At 41.7% G+C, this 21651-nt stretch carries 20 protein-coding genes; 14 read left to right on the forward strand and 6 right to left on the reverse strand.

What is annotated here, in order from left to right:
- Positions 1 to 349: 349 nt before the first annotated feature.
- The 4 genes from amt to CH352_RS09560 all read left to right on the forward strand — a co-directional run bounded on the left by amt (position 350) and on the right by CH352_RS09560 (position 4584).
- A complete protein-coding gene (gene amt / locus CH352_RS09545) occupies positions 350 to 2449 on the forward strand; it encodes an ammonium transporter (protein ID WP_100705058.1) in 2100 nt (699 codons plus the stop codon).
- 149 nt (positions 2450 to 2598) lie between these two features.
- The gene (locus tag CH352_RS19080; protein ID WP_207766624.1) at positions 2599 to 2865 is read left to right on the forward strand and encodes a hypothetical protein; all 267 of its coding nucleotides are present in this window, start codon (positions 2599 to 2601) and stop codon (positions 2863 to 2865) included.
- Positions 2866 to 4029, forward strand: coding sequence for an RlpA-like double-psi beta-barrel domain-containing protein (locus tag CH352_RS09555; RefSeq protein WP_100705060.1), 1164 nt, complete (start codon positions 2866 to 2868; stop codon positions 4027 to 4029).
- 6 nt (positions 4030 to 4035) lie between these two features.
- Complete coding sequence (locus CH352_RS09560) at positions 4036 to 4584, forward strand: metal-dependent hydrolase (protein ID WP_100705061.1); 549 nt, start codon at positions 4036 to 4038, stop codon at positions 4582 to 4584.
- Here the strand turns inward: CH352_RS09560 and CH352_RS09565 are convergent.
- From CH352_RS09565 to CH352_RS09575, 3 genes are all read right to left on the reverse strand, one after another.
- Positions 4570 to 6576: a M48 family metallopeptidase gene (locus CH352_RS09565; RefSeq protein ID WP_100705062.1), complete on the reverse strand. Its 2007-nt coding sequence runs from the start codon at positions 6574 to 6576 to the stop codon at positions 4570 to 4572. The two genes, CH352_RS09560 and CH352_RS09565, sit on opposite strands and share 15 nt — an antisense overlap.
- 115 nt (positions 6577 to 6691) lie before the next feature.
- Positions 6692 to 7561 (reverse strand): heme o synthase, encoded by an 870-nt coding sequence (cyoE, locus tag CH352_RS09570; RefSeq protein ID WP_100705063.1) that lies wholly within the window; start codon positions 7559 to 7561, stop codon positions 6692 to 6694.
- A 5-nt stretch (positions 7562 to 7566) separates the two neighbouring features.
- Complete coding sequence (locus tag CH352_RS09575) at positions 7567 to 8505, reverse strand: COX15/CtaA family protein (protein ID WP_100705064.1); 939 nt, start codon at positions 8503 to 8505, stop codon at positions 7567 to 7569.
- A 323-nt stretch (positions 8506 to 8828) separates the two neighbouring features.
- On the opposite strand from CH352_RS09575, the gene CH352_RS19030 reads away from it, so the two are divergent.
- The 10 genes from CH352_RS19030 (at position 8829) to CH352_RS09620 (ending at position 18194) form a co-directional block, all read left to right on the forward strand.
- Positions 8829 to 8987, forward strand: coding sequence for a hypothetical protein (locus tag CH352_RS19030; protein ID WP_165780131.1), 159 nt, complete (start codon positions 8829 to 8831; stop codon positions 8985 to 8987).
- A gap of 22 nt (positions 8988 to 9009) precedes the next feature.
- Positions 9010 to 9855, forward strand: a complete 846-nt coding sequence (locus tag CH352_RS09580; RefSeq protein ID WP_100705065.1) for an SCO family protein — start codon at positions 9010 to 9012, stop codon at positions 9853 to 9855.
- Between the two features lie 26 nt (positions 9856 to 9881).
- Positions 9882 to 10907 carry a cytochrome c oxidase subunit II gene (coxB, locus tag CH352_RS09585; protein WP_207766625.1) on the forward strand — a complete coding sequence of 342 codons (1026 nt, stop codon included), beginning with the start codon at positions 9882 to 9884 and terminating at the stop codon, positions 10905 to 10907.
- A gap of 11 nt (positions 10908 to 10918) precedes the next feature.
- Positions 10919 to 12502, forward strand: a complete 1584-nt coding sequence (gene ctaD / locus CH352_RS09590) for a cytochrome c oxidase subunit I (protein WP_100705066.1) — start codon at positions 10919 to 10921, stop codon at positions 12500 to 12502.
- Positions 12489 to 13268: a cytochrome c oxidase subunit 3 family protein gene (locus CH352_RS09595; protein ID WP_100705067.1), complete on the forward strand. Its 780-nt coding sequence runs from the start codon at positions 12489 to 12491 to the stop codon at positions 13266 to 13268. Before ctaD ends, CH352_RS09595 begins: the two co-directional genes overlap by 14 nt.
- Before the next feature lie 161 nt (positions 13269 to 13429).
- The gene (locus tag CH352_RS09600) at positions 13430 to 14074 is read left to right on the forward strand and encodes a hypothetical protein (protein ID WP_100705068.1); all 645 of its coding nucleotides are present in this window, start codon (positions 13430 to 13432) and stop codon (positions 14072 to 14074) included.
- A 112-nt stretch (positions 14075 to 14186) separates the two neighbouring features.
- Complete coding sequence (locus CH352_RS09605; protein WP_100705069.1) at positions 14187 to 14750, forward strand: CarD family transcriptional regulator; 564 nt, start codon at positions 14187 to 14189, stop codon at positions 14748 to 14750.
- Positions 14751 to 14791: 41 nt separating this feature from the next.
- Positions 14792 to 16057 (forward strand): PIN/TRAM domain-containing protein, encoded by a 1266-nt coding sequence (locus tag CH352_RS09610; protein ID WP_100705070.1) that lies wholly within the window; start codon positions 14792 to 14794, stop codon positions 16055 to 16057.
- A gap of 128 nt (positions 16058 to 16185) precedes the next feature.
- Complete coding sequence (pckA, locus tag CH352_RS09615) at positions 16186 to 17784, forward strand: phosphoenolpyruvate carboxykinase (ATP) (RefSeq protein ID WP_100705071.1); 1599 nt, start codon at positions 16186 to 16188, stop codon at positions 17782 to 17784.
- A gap of 143 nt (positions 17785 to 17927) precedes the next feature.
- A complete protein-coding gene (locus CH352_RS09620) occupies positions 17928 to 18194 on the forward strand; it encodes a phasin-related domain-containing protein (RefSeq protein ID WP_008595105.1) in 267 nt (88 codons plus the stop codon).
- Positions 18195 to 18254: 60 nt separating this feature from the next.
- Here the strand turns inward: CH352_RS09620 and CH352_RS09625 are convergent, their stop codons facing one another.
- The 3 genes from CH352_RS09625 to CH352_RS09635 form a co-directional block, all read right to left on the reverse strand.
- A complete protein-coding gene (locus CH352_RS09625) occupies positions 18255 to 18971 on the reverse strand; it encodes a hypothetical protein (protein ID WP_100705072.1) in 717 nt (238 codons plus the stop codon).
- 3 nt (positions 18972 to 18974) lie between these two features.
- Positions 18975 to 20813: a CHAT domain-containing protein gene (locus CH352_RS09630; protein ID WP_100705073.1), complete on the reverse strand. Its 1839-nt coding sequence runs from the start codon at positions 20811 to 20813 to the stop codon at positions 18975 to 18977.
- Between the two features lie 77 nt (positions 20814 to 20890).
- A complete protein-coding gene (locus CH352_RS09635) occupies positions 20891 to 21631 on the reverse strand; it encodes a hypothetical protein (protein ID WP_100705074.1) in 741 nt (246 codons plus the stop codon).
- Between the last annotated feature and the right edge of the window lie 20 nt (positions 21632 to 21651).

Consider the following 21651-nt stretch of genomic DNA (forward strand, 5'->3'; position numbering starts at 1 on the left):
AGGCTTTTTAGAGGGAAAGGCTTTTTTCTCCTCCGAAGCGCCTGCTTTAGCCGTTATCTATAAGACTTTGTAGAACGGTCGTTACGTTCGAAATAAACACTGTTCTTCAAAAAAAACGAATTTTCTCTTAAATCCTAGGAGGTTTCAGGGTCTGGAGAAGTAGTCGAGGCCCTTTGAGAGTTTAGAATTCACTCAAATAAGGGATGGGTTTCGGGGGAATTATCGTCCTTCTTTGTTACATTATTATGAGGTTTCCGCTTGCCACTTGTTGGATTGGATTAAAATGATTCCGATAATTTACATTAATAAGCGAAACAGTTATCAGGAATCATTCGGGGGAACCTTTTCTATGATCTTAGAAAAGAGCTTATTAGATATACTTTGGGTCTTGGTATGTTCAGGACTGGTGCTAATTATGCAAGGCGGTTTCCTTGTATTAGAATCCGGACTTACTAGAGCCAAGAACTCCATCAATGTCGCCATCAAGAATGTGGCGGACTTCGGAGTAGCTACTCTTCTTTTTTATACATTCGGATTCGGACTTATGTTTGGAGTCACTTGGAACGGGATCATAGGAACTTCTTTATTTGCTCCTGTGTTTCCGGAAGGTAAGGCTTGGCCTCCGACCTTCTTCTTATTCCAACTAGTGTTCTGCGGAACTTCTGCGACGATAGTCTCCGGAGCAGTTGCAGAAAGATTAAAATTCCATTCTTATCTATTCGCCACTGCTCTCATCTCGGGTGTGATCTATCCGATTGCCGGTCATTGGTGTTGGGGAGGAAGTTTTACAGATGAGAATCATGGTTGGTTGGCAGCGAGAGGCTTTCACGACTTCGCAGGTTCCACTTTGGTTCACAGCGTAGGAGGTTGGGTATCACTTTCACTTCTTCTCATTGTAGGAGCAAGGATTGGAAGATTTCCGGAAAATGAACCGCCTAAAACTGTGACCGGCAGTAATTTGCCTATGGCTATGTTAGGTGGAATTCTTCTTTGGTTCGGTTGGATGGGATTCAATGGGGGAAGCACTTTAGGTTTTAACGAAAAAGTTCCAGGTATTATTCTAAATACGATTATCTCTTCCGGATTCTCTCTTATGGTGGCGATGTTGGCCGCGTGGTTGATCAAAGGATTTCCGGAAGCGACTGCACCCTTGAACGGATCCTTGGCTGGACTAGTCGCCATTACTGCTGGAGCGGATTGTTTTACTCCAGTGCAGGCAGCGATTATTGGTAGTATTGCCGGCCTATTCGTTCTTCCTGCCGAAAAACTTTTAGAAAAACTGAAGATAGACGATGCAGTCGGAGCTATTCCTGTCCATTTGATCGGTGGAATTTGGGGAACGATTGCAGTAGGAATTTTTGGCGATCTGAATTTGATCGGGTATAATGTTACTAGATCCTCTCTTATTCTTACCCAGATCTTAGGAATCGTTTCCGTGGGAGGATTTGCATTTGGACTTTCTTTACTGATCTTCTTCCTGATTAATAAATTTTTCCCTCTTCGAGTTGATGGGGACGAAGAAAGAATGGGCCTAAACATCTCGGAGCATAAGGCAACTACTGAGCTCATCGATCTATTTTTAGCGATGGATTATCAGAGAAAAACTGGCGACCTGGCAGTGGATGTTCCTGTTGAACCATTCACCGAAGTGGGTCAGATCGCAGAACGTTACAATTTGGTTCTTGGAACAGTACGTTCTACACTTGCAGACAATGAAAAAGCAAGGGTTGAGATCGAAGAAGCGTACGAAAAGGTCCGCATAGAGCAGGATAAGGCGGAAAAATTACTTCTGAACATTCTTCCGGACTCTATAGCTCAAGAATTAAAGTCAAACACTGGACTCATAGCGGATAGTTATCCGAATGTTTCTATTCTTTTTGCGGATATCGTAGGTTTCACTAAAATTTCCGCAGTGATGAAGCCTGAGTCTGTAGTGCGCATCTTAAACGAAGTATTCTCTCATTTCGATATTCTGGCAGAAAAATACGGTTTGGAGAAGATTAAGACTATCGGTGATGCATATATGGCGGTGGGAGGTCTACCTCTACCGAATGAGGCGCATCCTTTGCTTGTAGCACATATGGCTTGGGACATGAAGGAACTTCTTTCTAAATTCAAACTCAAAAAAATGGGTACTAAACTGCGTATGCGGATCGGAATTAATACTGGTCCAGTAGTCGCAGGAGTCATCGGAACTAAAAAATTCATCTACGATATCTGGGGAGATGCAGTAAATCTTGCTAGTCGCATGGAATCTCATGGTGTTCCGGGAGAAATTCAGGTCACAGAATCCACTGCAGAACTAATTAAATCCGATTTTGCGTTAACAGAAAGAGGAGAGATCAAGGTGAAAGGAAAAGGTTTAGTCAAAACCTTCTTAATTAGCCATCGACTACGTTCTCCTGAAGAGAGTTTTACCGATCTAGGATACTCATTCAGCACAACTTAAGATAGAAATGAAACATTATGAAATGTTTTAGATTGCTTTAACGAAAGAAAATGAAAAAAGGTTTTACTCTTTTGGCTCTAAGTCTTACGAGTGGAAATTTACTCTAGGAATAACGGAAAGATTCCCCAGATACAAGGAGTATCTATACCATGGTAGCTAAGAAGAAAGCAAAGAAAAAAGCCGCACCTAAGAAGAAAGCGGCAAAGAAGAAAGTAGCGAAAAAAAAGGTCGTTAAAGCCACTAAGAAGAAAGCAGTTAAGAAGAAGTCTGCGCCTAAAAAGAAAGTAGTTAAGAAAAAGACTGCTCCAAAGAAACCGGCGCCTCGTCCTGCTGCTCCAGTTGCGACCCCAGAACCTACGCCTGCACCAAGCCTGTTCCCAACTGGCGGTTCCAGCGAAGGAGAGAGCAACATCTAATTGCTCTTTTTTCTAAAGAAACTGGTCCCGCTCCCTCTTGGGAGCGGGATATTACTCTACCTTCTACTCTTCTCCACCTCCTTATTCAGCCAAAACTCCCCTCCTGTTTACGCAAAAGTTCTCTGCGTTAACTCTCCCGAAGGTTGTGAATGTAAGTTTCCTGAAAAGGAACATGGCATCCGTGTATTCCACGGAGAAGCTGTCATTTTAGAAGATCCATTCTCCAAGTCCGAGACCTCAAAGATACGTCGTTCTAAAGAGTCCTGTCACTATCCACGGATCAATTTGAAACCTCTTGGCTACCAACATGCGTTTCGACCCATGCAGACGTCTCTGGATCATTCTCCGAAGCCTTTAGAAAGATTTCTCTTCCAAGAAGACCTGGAACGTTTGTCGGAATTCCAACCAACGAGTCTGGGATCCTATTATCCTACGTATTATCATTTAGCATTGGAAGAAGCATTTCCAGGAACTGAAGTGCCCGCATATTCTCCTTCCGGAAAAGAAATTGGCAGAGCGTCTGCTACATTCTTAGAACAAGTACGTTGGGAAGGTTCTGGGATCGCAAAGGATGGGAAGAAGTACCATTTCGCTGGAGAAGGAAAATACGAACTCTATGATCTGGAATGGGGTTGGGGTGCCGGATACAATTACCAGGTATTTCCATACCGCACCTTGGCTGTGAGTTTTAAGGACTTATGCGAGAAGATTGGGTCTAGAATTTCTTCCTGCAACAAATCCAAGGTGATCGGCACATTAGCTTTTATTTCTAAAATCAAAGAGAAGAAGATCAAAATGCAGAATGGGAAGTACCATGACGGTTACTTCTGCCTGAACGATACGGGGTCGCCTCTATACATCCGAGACGATCGAGTGGATATGTTCGTAGGAGTTCATGGAGGAGGGAGTCCTTACCAGCCTCAGGAACTTTCCAGGAATTTGTTCTTAGATGCTGGGATAAATCCTCTATATCCCTCCGATTGGAAATTGTACAGTTCCGAAAAAGAAAGATTCTGGTGTCCTAAAGAGAAACTTCCTCGAAATCCTTTCTCTCCTTCTGAATCAGAATGCAAATTAGATTATCATGCCCAAGCCCCGGAAAAGGGAATGGAGATGAAAATTTTCTTCCGCAAGGATGGAAGTTTGGTTCGTTGCAGGACTTGACAATCAATGGCCACAATATTCTCTCACCCAGCAGTCCCAATTTCACTCTTCTTTTTTTTCGGAAAAAAGAAAATCCCGATCTTACTTGCAATTTTTGGAATATTCTTCTCTGTTCTTCCTGATTTCGACGTAGTCGCCTTTAAATTCGGGATCCCATATGAAAGCGATTGGGGCCACAGAGGATTTACTCATTCTATCTTATTTGCTTTGGGAATGTCCTGCCTCGTTGCATTTTTCAGGACCAAACTGAAAGCAAGTTGGCTTACCGTCTTTTTATTTCTTTTTGTATCAGCGATCTCTCACGGCGTGCTGGATGCGATGACTACCGGAGGTTTAGGAGTCGGGTTCTTTCTCCCTTGGAGTTCTGATAGGATCTTTTTTGAGTTCAGACCGATCAGAGTTTCTCCTATCGGTCCAAGGAATTTTTTTACCGCAAGAGGTTGGGTTGTGATCCAGTCGGAACTTTTATATGTTTGGGTCCCGGCGATTTTGGTTTCCGGGACCGGTATTTTAATTAGAAGGTTTGTTTTTAAAGATCGATCACTGAACCACTAATTGATCTATCTTTCCGTGTTTATTATATTTCACGAAAGCCTTACCTTTCTCGTAGTAGTCGTGGTACTCGCCTTGTTTTCTGAATTTAGAACCCAGAAGTTTTTCTGCAGCAGGTTTAGAAGATCCTACAGTGATCCCTTGTCCTAAACCTGGGCTATTATCTCCCACTACATTTACTTGGACTACAGTTCCCATATCTAAGATAAACGCAGTCTCTTTGTTATCGTATTCGAAATATTCCAAACCGCTTTTTTTATCCGTTTTAATACGCGTTGGTTTTCCCCAATTTTTCAGAAGGTCTTCCAACTTATCTCCAGGACCAACTCCTCCTACTTTAAATGCATTCACTTCATTTGCCTGTGTAGGAGCAGTCAGTTCAATTGAATGGATCTTCGCTAGTACCTTTGCCCAGCCGGAGGTAGAATCGTAATTAGTTAAATAATAACTCGCGAGTCCTTTTGATTTTGGATCTACCGCAGAATAAGATTCAACCAAAGCGATGTTTAAGATAGGAGTGAAGTTCTCATAAATATAATCAGGATCCACTTGTTGTTTTTGCGCTGTGGATTGGCCGATTGTCCTTAGATATTGAGCGATCTGAGGATTGTTTCCACTTTGATTTGCAAGCGTTCGGATCTTTTGATCGATCGATAAGGCCAAACGATTGAAAAGTTCTTTTGCTTCTTCTCTTTTATCCGTCCAGAAAAGAACTACTCCTAAGTTGTTCGCGAGGGCAACAGTTCCTTCCGCTTGGAAAGCTTGGTTGGCAACATTAACTGCTACATCTAGATCTTTTTCGTCTGCAGAATAAGAAAGCAATACTGCATAGTTGGAAAGGAAATAAGGATCATCCGTTTTTACGATCACTTCTCTGTATGCTTTGAGTGCACGGTTGTATGCAGCTTCATTTCCAGGGACGATCCTCATGACTGCGCGTTTACTTTTGTCAGGAGGAAACACCATTGTATCTCTGAACGAAGGCATGTCCAAAACCGGTTTTAATTTTAATTCTTCGTTAGAAGCTGTTGCCATCCAGATCTTGTGCATACAAACTGCGAGTGCTTTGCTTAAGTAAGTATTCTCCGGGAATTTTTTGATCCCATCTTCTAAGTTGGATCTTGCATCATCTAAATTTCTTCCCAATTGAATATCATCGAAAGTTTTTTCCATCTTAGCTAAGAAGCTGTACAATTCTTGTTTATCCGTTTTGAGTCTGGACAATCTTTCATTGGGAGAAGGATGGCTGGAGAAATAATGAGAACCGATCAGTTCCGGTCTTGTTTTGTCGGCTTTAGAGGCGGCCAATGCTTCTTTGTAAGATTGTTCTACTTCGTTTAAGGTCTGAAGAGTGATTAGCATAAAATCACCACCGTAACCGGCCTTATCCAATAAGAATAAACCAGTTTGGTCTGCGTCTAGCTCTTGTTCTTGAGAGAACTTACTATTTTCTAAAAATGCTTTTCCTGATGGTTCATCTTTAAGCGCGTAAAACTTTTTTACACTGTTAAAAACATGCCTGTTGTAGAAGTGAGCTAACTCGTGGGACAATACTCCTGCGATATATTTCTCTCGATAGAAGTCCAACTTTTGGGCTGCATCCGCTTCCTTTTGTTTGATGATCTCATCGAGTGAATCTAAAGCTCCTGAATGAATACAGAATTGCCCACCTGCCATTGCAAATGCGTTGAAGCTTGCATCCTTTACGATTTTATAAACTAGAGGGAAAGGAGGATTACCGGAATTTTTGGAAAGTTTACCGAACGCTTTATCTATCGGTTTCTTCCAACCTTTATGATCTGCAAGTACAGTCTTAGACTTGATCAGATTCGTGAATTGCACATTGCTTTGTCTTACCAACTGCGCATACAATTCCGCGTCGAATTCTCCGGGTTTGCTTTGAGAAAAAATTGGCGGGCCCGAGAGGGATATTAAACCTAAAACTACAAATAGTTTCAGGACATAAGGGCGAACCGAATTCGAAAGACCGATCATATGAAAACCTCTTGAGGAGAGAAAACTATCTGCTATTAAACGAATGTCAACTCTGAAAGGTTTAAAAAGTGAAATGAAATTTTTTGAGCGAAAAACCGGTTTGGAGAACTTTTAGTCAGGCAGGAATGGAATGATCGATCAGAATTAAAATATTGATTAAAAACAAGTGGAGAATGCTGAAAAAGAAAAATCCTCTAGCGAATTTAGGCTCTGGATTTTGGAATAATTTTACGGAAAGATAAAGTATGGAGATACTTAACGCTACTGAAGAGATCATATACAACCAACCCATGGATGGTTCCGCCCAATAGAACGCGATCACGGATCCCACGTATAGAACTGTATAAAACAAAATAGAACGCCCAGTTTCTTTTACACCTTTTACCACAGGAAGCATGGGGAAATTCGCGTCGCTATAATCTTCTTTTAGGAAGATAGCGAGTGCCCAGAAGTGAGCCGGGGTCCAGAGGAAGATCATTAGAAATAATATCCAAGCAGGTAAAGGTAAAGAATTACTAACAGCTGCATAACCGATGAGAGGTCCTACACAACCTGCCACTCCACCTATTACAATATTCTGATGAGTTCTCGGTTTTAGTAGAATTGTATAAAGAAAAACATAAGCGAGAAGTGCGGCAAATGCACATATTGCAGTTAATAAATTTGCAAAATAATATAAGATCCCAAATGCGACGAAGGTCATTGCAAATCCAACGAGCCAAGCCTGAGCGATACTGATCCTTCCTGCAGGAAGTGGACGATTCGCAGTCCTTTTCATTTTAGCGTCTCTATCTATTTCTATGATCTGGTTGAAGATAAAAGATGCAGAAGACATTAAAAAAGTCCCAAGCATAGTCATAAAAACCAAAAGTGTACTAGGTGCAGAAGGGCCACCAAGGTATAAACCAGGCACAGCAGTAGCCAATACAAGGGAACTTACCCTTGGTTTGATCATTTGGTTCCAGTCTGCAAAAAAGTTATTCATTCTATTTAAGAAACCTTACTCTTGGAAAGCTCAGAAGCTCTCTGCACCCAAACTGCATACATGGCTAAGAAAAGAAGAATGGCCACTCCGGTATGAGCGGCAGTCACTAATTTCGGAAGTTTCATGTATACGTTAACGATCCCTAATCCTATCTGTATAAGCAGAAGTATGATCGCTGTTCTTACGTATTTTTTAGTCTCTGCGGAGAATCCTTTGAATATTCCATAAAGGTTTATTAGGAGAATATAAAATGCTACTAAATAGGCGCCTAATCTGTGTTGCACCTGGATCTGTATTTTAGGTTCTGGGACGGACGGGATCCATTCTCCGTTGCATGTAGGGAATTCTAAACAAGCAAGTCCTGCGTAATTGGAACTTACTCTTCCTCCCAAAATAATTTGGAAGAAGATCAACAACACTCCGATCAAAAGAGGGATTTGATCCTTTTGGAATAAACTTTGTTTTGTTAAAAACTCATTTGAATTTGTAGAATTTGCAAGATAAGCGGCCTTAAAAGTCGCAGTACCTATGCAGAGTAAAAACAGAATAGCATTCAATAAGTGAAGATTTACAGTGGCAGGATCTAAAGAAAGAAGGACAGTCAAACCTCCCAATGTAACTTGAGAAGCGATCAGCAGGATCCCTAAGATAAAATAACCCAAAAAAGGTTTTCTTAATTCCGGAACAAATGCAGTCCAGAAAGTACCTGCGATAAGAACGATTCCTAAAAATCCGGAATAATATCTATGCCCGACTTCCATAAAAATATTAAAATCGAAGTCCGGAAAAATTTTACCGAAACAAAAAGGCCAATCAGGACATGCAAGTCCTGAGTCGGTAGCACGGACAAGAGGTCCATATAATAAGTTTATAAAAATTAAAACTGAATAGAGGACCAGAAAGAGAGAAAACTTTCTGAAATGAGAATAAGTAGAAGCGATCATTCTGTTTTTTCGGAAATCCGAGCTCTTCTTTACCATACTTGAGCGCGATTGATTTGGGGCAAGAGATTTGATGTTTGAAAATCGAAAGCTTCAATTTTGATCTGAGACTAATTCTCATGCAAAAAACATTTCAAGAATCTAAAGAACGAACGTTCTAGTATACCGACCTAAGGACAGAAGCTTTTTATGTCGGTTCTAAACGCATGAAAACCCTGAAAAACAAAAACGCTTTCAAAAAAAGGACAGGTCTCCAAAACTGGCTGGTATCTTTCGCTTTCTACAAAAAGTGAAACGTTTTTTTCTGATACTTTAGGAGTCATTCCATGAGCCAAAACGGAGACCATTACAACAAGGCAGGTTTTTGGACATTCGTGGTCGTGTTGACCGCTAACATTCTTTATTTCGTTTATCTTTCTGCATTCCACAAAGGTGTTCAAGATTATAACGAAGTAGTTCCTTCCCACACTTCGGCAGCGAAGTAAGGAAAGAATCCGGGATAGAACGTTGTTCTCCTCCAATCATCCGCAGCGGATTTTTAAAATAGCTGCGGCTCTTATTCTTTTTCTACTATCCCTACCCGTACTATCCTTCGATACCGAAAGAGAATTGCCAGCTCACGCAGTTCCTCCGGAGCTCGAAGGCGTTGGTCTGGAAGAAAAATTAGGAAATCATATAGATACCAATTTATCTTTCGTAGATGAACAAGGTAAACAAGTCCGCATAGGCGACTATCTGAAAGAAGGAAAACCACTTCTTCTTACCTTAGTGTATTATAGATGTCCTACACTTTGCAGTCTTTATCTGAATGAGATCTCAACCGCACTCAAAGAATTGAATTTAGAAGTAGGAAAAGAATTCAATTATGTAGCGGTAAGCTTTGATCCGAAAGAAAAACCGGATCTGGCGAAAGCGAAAAAAGAAGTATATGTGAAAGATTATGGAAGAGGGGACGGTTCCGGCTGGAGTTTTTTAACCGGAAATGATCCGGAAATAAAGGCTTTGTCTTCCAGCTTGGGTTTTACTTACAAATGGAATCCTTATAACGATCAATGGGTACATGTTTCCGTAGCCTATGTGATCACCCCTGAAGGACAAATTTCCAGGTATTTAAAAGGGATCCCGATGGATGAAAGGACCCTGAGATTATCTCTCGTAGAGGCTGGAAACGGTAAAATCGGCGATTTGACTGACAGTGTTGCCCTTTTTTGCTTCCAATTTGATCCATCCAAAAATAGGTATACATTATACGCATTCAATATCATGCGAATCGGCGGTTTTCTAACCGTCCTCGTTCTTGCAGCGTTCTTATTCCGCTTTTGGAAGAAACAAAACTCGTCTAGTACAGTATAAAAAAAGGAAGGAGTGATTTCGATCCGATGAACTGGTTCTCTTTTATTACGGCGACAAGCTTCATGCCGGTTCCAGCGACTAAAGAATCGGGAGATGTAGATAACCTCTATATCTTTCTTCTTGTTTCGGGCCTTATCTCTTTTATCATTCTCATTGGGGGAATGGTAATATTCATATTCAAGTATAGAAGGAAAACTGAAGACCAGAAAAGTGCGTATATCACACACAATACTCTTGCTGAGTTTCTTTGGTCCTTTATACCTTTCGTGATCATGATGGTCATCTTCGCTTGGGGATGGAGTGTATTTCACGATCTTCGCAGAGTCGGAGAGAAAGGTGATGTTGAGGTTCACGTTACTGCTCGTCAGTGGGCTTGGACTTTCAAATATGCGAATGATATCGAGATCAATAGCCCTAGCGATAAAAAGTTAGTGGAGAATGACCCGGATTCTACTCTTCTCAAACCTGAGATCGTAGTAGTTCCAGTTGGTAAAACCATTCGTTTCATTCTTACTTCTGATGATGTTTTACATAGCTTCTATGTTCCTGCATTCAGGAACAAAATGGATGCGGTTCCAGGCAGAAGAACTACTTTCACTTTCACTCCGATCGAGAAAGGGGACTTCACAGTATTCTGTACTGAATATTGCGGAACTAAGCACTCCAATATGATGGCTACGATTCGTGTGGTGGACGGAGAGCAATTCGCTGCTTGGCAGGCTGAAAAACTCGCTGCTTCTGCTGGCGCAAGCAACAAGGGACCTGCAGAAAGAGGTGAAGCTCTTTTCAAAGGAAGCCTTGGGTGTGGCGGTTGTCACTCCATCGACGGATCCAGGATTGTTGGACCTACCTTCAAAGGTCTTTATGGTAATAAGAGAGACTTCGCAGATGGATCTTCCGTAACTGCGGACGACGCTTATATCAAACAATCCATCCTTGTTCCAACAGCTAAGATTGTAGCTGGATACCCTCCTGCGATGTCTTCTTTCCAAGGAAGGATCAAAGAGGACGAGATCAAGGACATCATCGAATTCATTAAGACGCTTAAATAGGATTACGGACAATGGCCCACGAGCAACATAATTACCTGAATCACCAAAAGGGGATTTGGTCCTGGCTTACGACCTTAGATCATAAGCGTATCGGGATCATGTACTTTGTCGCGATCATGAGCTTCTTCTTTTTAGGAGGAGTTTTCGCTCTATTAGTTCGCGCAGAATTATTCACACCTGGAAAAACCCTTTTTTCCGCAGACGTTTATAACAGAATGATGACCTACCATGGAGCCATTATGGTGTTCATGGTGATCGTTCCTGGTATTCCTGCAATTTTCGGAAACTTCGTTCTTCCGATCATGATAGGAGCAAAAGACGTAGCTTTCCCAAGATTGAACCTAATGAGCTGGTACATGCTGATGATCGGAGCTATGATCACTGGATCCACTCTGTTCATGCAAAACGTAGATACTGGTTGGACCTTCTATACTCCATATTCTTCCATTAAAACCGGAATGGGTGTGATCCCGATGGTTCTTGGAGTTTTCATTATTGGATTCTCCTCCATTTTAACCGGTTTGAACTTCATCGTTACCACTCATAAATTGAGAGCGCCTGGAATGACCATGAACAGAATTCCTCTCATGGTTTGGGCGCTTTATTCGACTGCGATTCTGCAAGTATTGGCAACTCCAGTTCTTGCGATCACTCTGCTTCTTCTTATCGCAGAGAAAGCTCTCGGAGTGGGGATTTTCGATCCTCAGTTGGGAGGAGATCCTGTGCTATTCCAGCACTTCTTCTGGTTCTATTCCCACCCTGCGGTTTATATCATGATCCTTCCTGCGATGGGAGTGATTTCCGAGTTAGTTGCCACTTACTCTCGTAAGGTCATCTTCGGATACACTGCAATTGCTTACTCTTCCTTAGCGATCGCCGGGGTTTCCTTCTTAGTTTGGGGACACCATATGTTCGTTTCTGGACAATCAGAGTTCGCGGGAATTCTGTTCTCCTTTATCACAATGTTGGTAGGGGTTCCTACAGCTATCAAATTGTTTAACTGGATCTCAACAATGTATAAAGGAAGTATCCGTTTGGATGCTCCTATGTTGTTCGCTATCGGGTTCATGTTCTTATTCACCATTGGTGGATTGACCGGAGTCTATTTGGCTTCTACCGGTATGGATGTTCACTTCCACGATACTTACTTCGTGGTAGCTCACTTCCACTATGTGATGGTTGGTGGAACTCTGATGGCTCTTATGGGGGCGCTGATCTACTGGTTCCCTAAAGTTACCGGAAAAATTTATAGCGACCTACTCGGAAGAATTGCCTGGGTCTTTATCTTCACCGGATTTAACGTTACCTTCTTCCCTCAATTCATTTTGGGAAATATGGGAATGCCTCGTAGATACTACGACTATCTTCCAACATTCACAGAATTGAACCAAATGTCTACTTTCGGATCTTGGTTGATCGGAACAGGATTCTTAGTCGGACTTTTCGGAGTGTTCCACGCACTTCTGAAAGGAAAAGAAGCAGGCAATAATCCATTTGGAGGAAAAACTTTGGAATGGACCATTCCTTCTCCTCCTCCACACGAAAACTTTGACAAGACCCCAGTAATTTCCGGAGGGCCATATGAGTACCGCTAATCACACAGGTGGTTTTCATCACGCACATCATTTCAATAGCTTAGAGCATCAGTACGATACTTCTAAACAAGGGATCTGGTTATTCCTTGTTACGGAAATCCTAATGTTCGGTGGATTATTTGTGGCTTACGCCATCTACCATTCTTTGTATCCTCAGGTTTTCCATGCAGGAAGTAAGCAGCTTTCCGTGGTCTTGGGCGCAGTGAACACAGTTGTTCTTCTTTTCAGCTCCTTCACTATGGCGCTTGGAATTAACTATGTGCAAAGAGGAATGAAAAATAAAGCGATCATCGCTCTTGCGGTGACTATCGCTTGCGCTGCGATCTTCATGGTCGTAAAGTTTTTCGAATATACTCATAAGTTCCACGTAGGTACAGTTCCTGGAAAATACGCTTACACAGAAGAGTTAAGCGCTTCCGGTGAGAAGGTAACCAAAGTTGGTGCTCTACTTGCTGAAGCTAACAAACTTAGCGTAGCAGAAAGAGAACACAAACTTCATCTGGACGAAACTGAATACGAGCACCTGACTCTTTTGGAAAAAACCAAAAACTGGCCTTTGTTTTTCGGATTCTATTTCGTAATGTCCGGTATTCACGGTTTGCACGTTCTTGCAGGTGCGTTCTTGATTTTCTGGGTACTTTTGAAAGTAATCAAAAATCAAGTTGGTCCTGAATATTACACTCCTGTAGAAGGTGTGGGTCTATTCTGGCACGTGGTGGACTTGATCTGGATTTACCTTTTTCCTCTTCTTTATCTGGTGGGATAAGGTTAAGTCACAAGCAAGCGACCGAAAGGTTTGCTGCAAAAAAGCCGGGGGTTATCCTCCGGCTTTTTTATTTTCTGCCCTGAACTGCCGCTTAAAAAAACTGCAAAGAAACGGCGAATTCTGCCGATATTTGAGAAGAGACAGGTTTTCCCGGACGCAATATGCAAAATATAGATTATTCCAGAAGACTGAGACAATCCGGAACCAGAGGTTCCTCCCCACGTCAGGGAGAGTCTTTTCCAACCGTGCAAACAATCCAGCATGTGCGAGGAGGAAATTCTCCAATCCGTTCTTTTCCAAGTTCCAGATCTATCTTTTTGGTTTTAGTGGGAGCCATTTCACTTTTTACGGGCGGTGTAGTTGTCGGTCTTAGGCTGGATCAGAAGGAGCAGGCGTTTGCTCAGAACGAAACTCAGTCTTTTTATAATGCAGGAAAAAGTGTAAGAACGGAACAATCCGTAGAAGAGAGAGAAAATTCTTCTTCGGAAACAGTAAGTTCTACTACGATCGAAAATTCTCCTTCCAATTCCAATCGGAATCCTGGGCTCAAATTCCCGGCCAGATCGGATAAGGAAAATTATTTCCTATCTATCCCGACCGAAGATTCGGTTGAGGCGATGGAAATTGGAAAAAAATTGCTAAGAGCAAAACCTGAGTTCCAAGGAAGATTTTTCAGGTCTAAAGACGGTGAATTATTCCTAGGATATTTTTATGGAAAGGAAGAAGCTACCAAGGCTCTAGATTCCATTCGTCCTCTGAACGATCCAATTTTTCACAAAACTTCCATTCACAAACTTCAATTTTGATCCGAACTTTCGAACTAAGTTCAGTATCGAGCGTTTACTCATTTTTTCCTTGACTTTGCCTCAAAATTTGCTATATTTTTGGGCAGAGTTTTAACGGAAGTCTTAATACTAATTGGCTGGCAAAAAGAAACAATCTGGCTACGATCATGGCGTAGGCGACTACGTCGTATATCCGATCCACGGGGTAGGTGAAATCACCGAAATCTCCAAAAAGGTTATCCTGGGAAAGAAAAAAGAGTGCTACGTAATGGAAATCCAGGGTAGCAAGATGAAGGTGATGATCCCGGTCGATAAAGCAAAGCAGGTCGGAATTCGACCGATTATCGACAAGAAGGATATCAAAAAAGTTATCAATCTACTCAAGAAAGACGAGGTCGATACTGAAGAGGACTGGAAGATCAGGTACCAAAACAACCTGAACAAAATAAAGTCCGGATCGATCTTCGAAGTGGCGGATGTGTGCAGGAATTTATTCCGCAGGGCAAACGGTAAAGAACTGTCCATCATGGAACGTAAATTGTACGAAAGTGCGTACAATCTAGTAAAGATGGAAGTCGCCCTAAGCAAAGGAGTTTCCCAAGAAGAAGCTGGGAACCTTGTGTCAGATGTTCTAGCTAGTACATTTGCTCCGGGAGAAAGAGTTCCCGTAGCTGCAGTCGACGTAGACGAAGAATAGTTTCCGATAAAACTCGAATCTTATTATAAAGGATTTGAGTTATGGCGTATTTTTATAAAGGTCTAACGGCCGTCCTACTCTCCTTAGTGTCGTTCTTTGTAACGCAAAAACAAACTCAAGAGTTTGTATTTTCGGGCTCTAGTGCAGGGCTTGTACTCGTAATTTCTCTCGTACTTTTGTTCGGTGAAACTAAACTATTTCCAAAACTTCGCGGAGACGTTATTTTTTGTGTAGGCGTGGGTGCGTTATTAGGATTCGCCCTAGCATGGTTTATCGGAACGATTATCCGATTTGAGGAATTGAATCTTGCATTGTACCTGATCCTAGGTCTTTTCGGAGCTAGAGCAGGTAAGTCTTTTGCAAAAGAACCTGGCCTTTCCGTATTCGGAGGCGGCGGGGGAGGACCTACTTCTTTAGTAGATCCATTCGGCGTAGCTTCTATCGGTAAAGATGAAGTCAGAGATAAAATTCTAGATACTTCTGTTGTTATCGACGGAAGAATATTAGATATTGCTGATACACATTTTATCGATGGTCCTCTCATTCTTCCTAACTTCGTATTAAGAGAGATTCAGCTAATCAGTGATTCTTCCGATCCGATCAAAAGAGCAAGAGGACGCCGCGGTTTGGAGATGTTGAACAAACTCCAAAGAAAAGGTTCCATCGAAGTTAAGATCACTTACAAAGATTATTCTGACACTAGAGAAGTGGATGCTAAGTTGATTAAACTAGCAAGAGACACCGGTGGAAAGATCGTGACTAACGACTTCAACTTGAACAAAGTTGCCGAACTCCAGGGAGTAAAAGTTCTTAACCTGAACACCTTGGCTAACGCATTAAAACCGGTTGTTCTTCCTGGAGAGGAATTGGCTATCCAAGTCATCAAAGAAGGAAAAGACGAAAACCAAGGTATCGGTTATCTAGAAGACGGAACCATGGTAGTGATAGAAAACGGCGGACATTTAGTTGGAAAAGAAGTGAAAGTTACCGTTACTTCTATTATTCAAACTGCTGCCGGAAAAATGATATTCACCAAAGCTAATGGAAATAGCGGTTTTGATAAAGGTGAACGCGCCCCTGAAAAAGAAAACAGAGGTGGTGGTAAAGGCGGAGAACGCGGAGAAGATCGTGGAAATAGATACGATCGTGGGGACCGAGGAAACGAGGAAAGAGGTAACCGTAAAGATTACCAAAATAAAAACCAAAATCGCGGCAATTACCAGGACAGAGGCGATAAAAACGAGAATAAGGGAGATGATTTCGGAAATCGTAAAGACTTCCAAGATCAACAGCAGCAACAACAGTAATAACCGGTCGCTAAAGTGACAGAATACGGGTCGGATTTAGGAATTGCCTTCAAATTCGACCCGGTTCCGAATTGACGGTATCCTCACCCGAAAAAAAATCGAAATACGATCTCAATAAGGAGAGCCAAATGCAGGCCCAGACGCAAGTGAAGGGACTGAAGGAGCTCGGTTTAGAGCCCTCCGAAGTCTTCCATAACCTTTCATACGACGAAATTTTCGAACACGAAAAAAATAACGGGGAAACAGTTATTTCCTCTAACGGAACCATGATGGTAGATACCGGTATTTTTACCGGACGTTCTCCAAAAGATAAATACTTCGTAGATGAACCTTCTTCTAACAAGAATATCTGGTGGGGTCATATTAACTTTAAAGCTTCCGAAGCTGTCTTCGAAGAGCTTTATCAAAAATGTGTAAACTACCTGAGCGGAAAAAAACTCTACGTATTCGACGGATACGCTGGCGCAAACCCTGAGACCAGAATCGGTCTTCGCGTGGTTTCCGAAAAAGCTTGGCAGCACCACTTCTGCACCAACATGTTCCTTCGCCCTAGCAAGGAAGAGTTGGCTAACCTTCTCCCTGAATTCACTATCATCAACGCTTGCGGAGTGAAGAACGAAAAATACAAAGAGCATGGCCTGAACTCAGAAGTATTCGTGATCTTCAACCTTGCAAAAAAACTTTGCATCATCGGTGGAACCGAATACGGCGGAGAAATGAAGAAAGGTATCTTCTCCGTAATGAACTACAAGTTGCCATTGGAAGGAATTCTTTCCATGCATTGTTCCGCGAATATCGGAAACAAGGATGGAGACACTGCTCTTTTCTTCGGACTTTCCGGAACCGGTAAGACAACTCTTTCCACCGACCCGAACCGCAAACTGATCGGAGACGATGAGCACGGTTGGGACGATAACGGAATTTTCAATATCGAAGGCGGTTGTTACGCGAAAGTGATCAACTTGGATCCTAAGACAGAGCCTGAAATTTTCGAAGCGATCAAGAAAGACGCTCTTTTAGAGAACGTAGTTTACGACGAAAAAACGAAAGTTGTAGATTATTCTTCCGCCGCTAAAACCGAAAACACCAGAGTTTCCTACCCGATCTACCATATCAAAAACATCCAAGTTCCTTCCAAAGGTGATCATCCTAAAGTGATCATCTTCTTAACTTACGATGCATTCGGAGTTCTTCCTCCTGTTTCTCGTCTGTCTATTGAACAAGCGATGTATCACTTCCTTTCCGGTTATACTGCAAAAGTTGCAGGAACTGAAAGAGGTGTTAAAGAGCCTACCGCTACATTCTCCGCTTGTTTCGGAGCTGCGTTCATGACACTTCACCCAACTGTTTATGCTAAATTGTTAGGTGAGAAGATGCGTAAACATAATGTTCGCGCATACATGATGAACACAGGACTTGTTGGCGGAGCTTACGGAACTGGTAAGAGGATGAACCTTCCTTCTACTCGTAAAATTATCGACGAGATCATGAACGGAAACATCGACAAATCCGGATTTACGAAGCATCCGATCTTCCAAGTAGAATATCCTAAAACTGTAGAAGGTGTAGATAGTTCTATCCTGGATCCTCGCGAGGCTTGGGCTGATAAGGCTGCATACGATGAGTCTTCCAAAAAGCTAGCTGGCATGTTTATTGAGAACTTCAAAAAATATGTAGAAGGCTCTAAAGACTTCGACTTCACAGCGTTTGGACCTCAGTTAGGCTAAGGTTCTTAAAAAGTCGGATCTATTTCCGGAGGAGTAAGTGGGATTTCCCCTTACTCCTTTTTTATGTCCTCACGGTTTCGGTAAGTTGTTGACAAGCCGTTGTGCGGCGCATAATCATCATACAATACATAGGGATCAAAAGCATGGAAAAGGAAATTAAAGAAGCACTGAATTTCGCGATTGGAGCGGCAAAAACCCTGAGGGAACAAGCGGACAGTATTCTTTTAAAAGTGGAAAAAGAATTTAAAGAGCTCTCCGCAAAAGGTTCTCAGGACCAAAGCGAAGTTGCAAACAATCTTAGAAAGTATATCGAAGATGCATTACGTTCCGTGGAAGGTCTTGCTGGACAAGTTAATTCTAAAGTAGAAGAAGCAAAAAAAGAATTCGGTAAGAAAAACTCTAACGACTAAGATCTTATATCTTTTCGTTTACAACCTTCCCCATTAAATCCAAATCGCTTTTCAAAATTTTCAAAGCCTGGGATCATCCGATTCCAGGCCTAACCATTTCGCCAATCTTTCCTTGAAAGAAATTGGAGGCGGACTTTCCATATCCAGCTCGAAAGAAGTATTCCATAAGGAGATATTCTGTTCGAATTTGATCTCTAGGATTTTAAGAATAGTTTCTCTTGAATTGGTAAACCATTCGGAAGAAGGTATCCCTTTTTCCGTCAGATAACCTTCTATCAGATCTATACTTCTATAATCAGAAGAAAGAGAAGAATAAGAAAAGGAATCATCTGCAAATTCGGAGAATATATTCTCCCATTCATCCGCAAAATTTCTTTCTTTGTTCCTACAATCGTAAGCTTGGCAGATGGACGCTCCATAAAAGGAATAATTCTGGCTACGCGGATCTCCGGTATAAACTGGATGGATCATACATCCGATCCTGCTTCTGACTTTGATCTCCGGAGAAGTTCCGCTTACTTCTTCCGAAAGCATTCCTAAAAAGGGACAGTTATAGGTGAGTGGGTCCTTCTTTACGTAATTTTTTTCTGCCTCTTCTCTTACCTTTCTGAATTCCGCCATAGTATATGGTTTGGAAAAGTCTACGGAGTTTTTAAAGGTTTCTGTCCTTTCTTTTAAAACAGTTCTGAATTGGTCAGGTTTTAATTCTAGATTAAATAATCCGCAGCAGGCTCCACAGGAAAACGGAACGTTTGCAGAAGGTTGGCAAAGCCCCACTACTTATAAACCGCCGTGAGGCAGATTCCCGGATTTAGATGGGAGAAATCCCAAGAATGCTAGTTCCAATTCTTTGGTTTCTGGATTTTCTACTATATTGCAGTTGAGAGGGAAGATTTGCAGTCTATCTTCGTGGAAAACGATTACCTTTCCTCTATACTTTTCGATCTGTTCTCCTATAAAATCTTGTTTGATCATCGGAGCAGCTACTAAAGAAGATTCAGGTTTTATACCACGGAAGAATAGGTGATTGTTCGAGTTTGTAGAAACTAAGAAGATACTGATCCTCTCTAATTCCTCTAACTCAGTCAGAAGGTTTTCGAAATAATACTGGAATGTGATCAAATATCCATCAGCGGATTCTGGTTGGATCTGTCCTTTGGAATACAGATCGATCCATTGGATCATCTTAGAGATTGTATCTTTGTTTGCGAAAAGTATTTCAGGTAGATCAGTAACAACAGGAGTGATCTCTAATTTTCTGAAATCATGAAGGCATTGGAACATAAGTTCCCACCATCTCTCCGTATTATAAGCATCGTCCGGATTATTCGGGATATATTTTCCTAATGAATGATTCTGGTGATCGCTGAATAAGATCCCTCCGATCACTTTTGAAAATTCTTCGAACGCAAAGATCAAGTATTCCATCAATTGGTAAGAAGTGAGAGATTCTTCTTTTTGCTTTTCAGTAAACTTGTAGTAAGACGCCGCGATCGGGTTTGGATAAAATTTGAATATTAAAGAAGGGTTAATTATCTTATGGACCGGTTTACCTTTTGTAGGATCGGAAACCACTCTGATGATCGGTTGTCCATGTAGGCTATAATTGGTCCACGTTAGATCGCTTGGATCGTAATTCCTTCTGGCATGTTCTTTTGCAAGATATAAGGATTCGCCTATACTTTTATCAGCGAATAAGTTCGTATAAAATTGGATGGTGAAATCGATCGTATTCTGATTATCCGCGATTTCCCAGTTAGTGCCGATAAAACTTTTGATCCCGGACATCAAAAAGGATCCTGCAAAATTATTCATCAGGTCTGCGTTTAGATTTCTAGTAGCGCTCTTGTTGGATTGGCAAGAGTTGGAAAATACCATATCGGTATTGAATCCGGAGTTTTTAATCTCTCTTGCTTTCAGGATCTTTCCTTCAGAGATCAACCATCCGTTTTCCAAAGGATCATCTGAGAAATATAGATGTCCCGAGTAATGGATGATATTCTTTCCTTTGATAAGAGAAAGAAGTTTTAATTTAGTAACTTGGCGTCCGCCGATGAATTCGATCTCTAATCTGGAACTCGGCACCTTCTCACTTAGAACCCTAAAGATCTGCTCTCCTTCCTTTTGAGCCCATTCTAGATCCTCAGTTGGATCCGCGATAATAAGCATTCGGAGCTTTTCTTTTTCTTTGAAGGCGGTACTACTAGATTCTCCTCTTACCGTTTTTCCTATATAGAATTTATCTGAGAGGAAACAAGTGCCGTCATGTAGGAGTTCCCACGGGATCACTCCTAACTTCGGATCTATATTAAAGTGAAGATATTTTTCAGTAGTAAGTCTGAGTTTTTCTTGGATTACTGCAGGGAAGAACTGATCGTAAAAAGTCTCTCCCAGGATTTTTAGATCGTGCAGAATATCCGTTTCTAGAGTAGGAGTTTGTCCTGATTTTTGGTGGATTGCGACAGAAACCCGAACTAAGTTTTCGATTTCCTTAATATACTCTAGGATTAGATCTTCGTCCATTGTGGATTGAAGATGCGATTCCGATCCGCTACCGGAACTATCCAGAATATTGAATACGTTTACGGCACCGACTCTGTCTATGATTAGGTTCAGCATTGGATCTAAAAACTGCGCCTAAAGAAGTTTCCTCGCCGTGACATAAGGGGTCAGGAAGGAAACTAATTACAACGCTCTTAATCCAAAAGGATAAAGAGATCTATGGATTTAGACAAGTCTTTTCCCTGAAACTCTACTGTGTACTTTCCTTCTCTCAATCCGGAGAAATTAGTGATCCCTTCGGAGTTGAATTGGTTGGAAAGAATAAATCTTCCGTCCTTAGAAAGATTTACTCTTTGGAAATCTTCCGGTCTTGGACATTCGATTTTGACACTTAAGTAAGCGGTTTCATCGGTTTCTTGTACGACTTGGTAAGTGAACTTGCAGTCCTTATCCATTTTTTCTTCAAATACGATGAACTCGGAAGAAGAAGGCGATTTTGCTACTGCAGAACGCATAGCCGGCGCATAATCTACACGAGTGTTGATTTGAAGAGTTTCGATCAGGCTTCCGAAAAGTTGTGCTCCGGATTTTCCTAATTTAACAACGATGGATTCTTTTCCTTGTGCCTTACGGGCTAATTCCATCTCCACATATCTTTTCAGATATTCAGGAAACGGTTTAACCTGCCAGCCTTCGTTTAGTTCGGCCTTATTCAGATCCAGATCCTCTTGGAAGGATTGGAAAGAATGTGTACGTGAAGCTGAATCGAAGTAGGACTCACCGGCAGCTTTTATACTAGCCTGGAGAGCTTCTTCCATTCTGATAAGTTCGTTTTGTAGTTCGGCGTCTTTTTCTAGTTTAGCCAATACTTCAGGTTTCCCTTCAAATAGTGACTGGATGATTTCTGGCACCGAGTTTTCGCGGTTGGATTCCATTTGAGTAAGATTCTCCAATA

Origin of the sequence: Leptospira hartskeerlii, assembly GCF_002811475.1 — a bacterium.
GTDB classification, from domain to species: domain Bacteria; phylum Spirochaetota; class Leptospiria; order Leptospirales; family Leptospiraceae; genus Leptospira_B; species Leptospira_B hartskeerlii.

Bases quoted from the DNA above. Each gene is read 5' to 3' on its own strand.
- amt (WP_100705058.1), top strand. From the start codon at position 350: ATGATCTTAGAAAAGAGCTTATTAGATATACTTTGGGTCTTGGTATGT.
- CH352_RS19080 (WP_207766624.1), top strand. From the start codon at position 2,599: ATGGTAGCTAAGAAGAAAGCAAAGAAAAAAGCCGCACCTAAGAAGAAA.
- CH352_RS09560 (WP_100705061.1), top strand. From the start codon at position 4,036: ATGGCCACAATATTCTCTCACCCAGCAGTCCCAATTTCACTCTTCTTT.
- CH352_RS09565 (WP_100705062.1), bottom strand. From the start codon at position 6,576: ATGATCGGTCTTTCGAATTCGGTTCGCCCTTATGTCCTGAAACTATTT.
- cyoE (WP_100705063.1), bottom strand. From the start codon at position 7,561: ATGAATAACTTTTTTGCAGACTGGAACCAAATGATCAAACCAAGGGTA.
- CH352_RS09575 (WP_100705064.1), bottom strand. From the start codon at position 8,505: ATGATCGCTTCTACTTATTCTCATTTCAGAAAGTTTTCTCTCTTTCTG.
- CH352_RS19030 (WP_165780131.1), top strand. From the start codon at position 8,829: ATGAGCCAAAACGGAGACCATTACAACAAGGCAGGTTTTTGGACATTC.
- coxB (WP_207766625.1), top strand. From the start codon at position 9,882: ATGAACTGGTTCTCTTTTATTACGGCGACAAGCTTCATGCCGGTTCCA.
- ctaD (WP_100705066.1), top strand. From the start codon at position 10,919: ATGGCCCACGAGCAACATAATTACCTGAATCACCAAAAGGGGATTTGG.
- CH352_RS09595 (WP_100705067.1), top strand. From the start codon at position 12,489: ATGAGTACCGCTAATCACACAGGTGGTTTTCATCACGCACATCATTTC.
- CH352_RS09600 (WP_100705068.1), top strand. From the start codon at position 13,430: ATGCAAAATATAGATTATTCCAGAAGACTGAGACAATCCGGAACCAGA.
- CH352_RS09610 (WP_100705070.1), top strand. From the start codon at position 14,792: ATGGCGTATTTTTATAAAGGTCTAACGGCCGTCCTACTCTCCTTAGTG.
- pckA (WP_100705071.1), top strand. From the start codon at position 16,186: ATGCAGGCCCAGACGCAAGTGAAGGGACTGAAGGAGCTCGGTTTAGAG.
- CH352_RS09620 (WP_008595105.1), top strand. From the start codon at position 17,928: ATGGAAAAGGAAATTAAAGAAGCACTGAATTTCGCGATTGGAGCGGCA.
- CH352_RS09630 (WP_100705073.1), bottom strand. From the start codon at position 20,813: ATGCTGAACCTAATCATAGACAGAGTCGGTGCCGTAAACGTATTCAAT.
- CH352_RS09635 (WP_100705074.1), bottom strand. From the start codon at position 21,631: ATGGAATCCAACCGCGAAAACTCGGTGCCAGAAATCATCCAGTCACTA.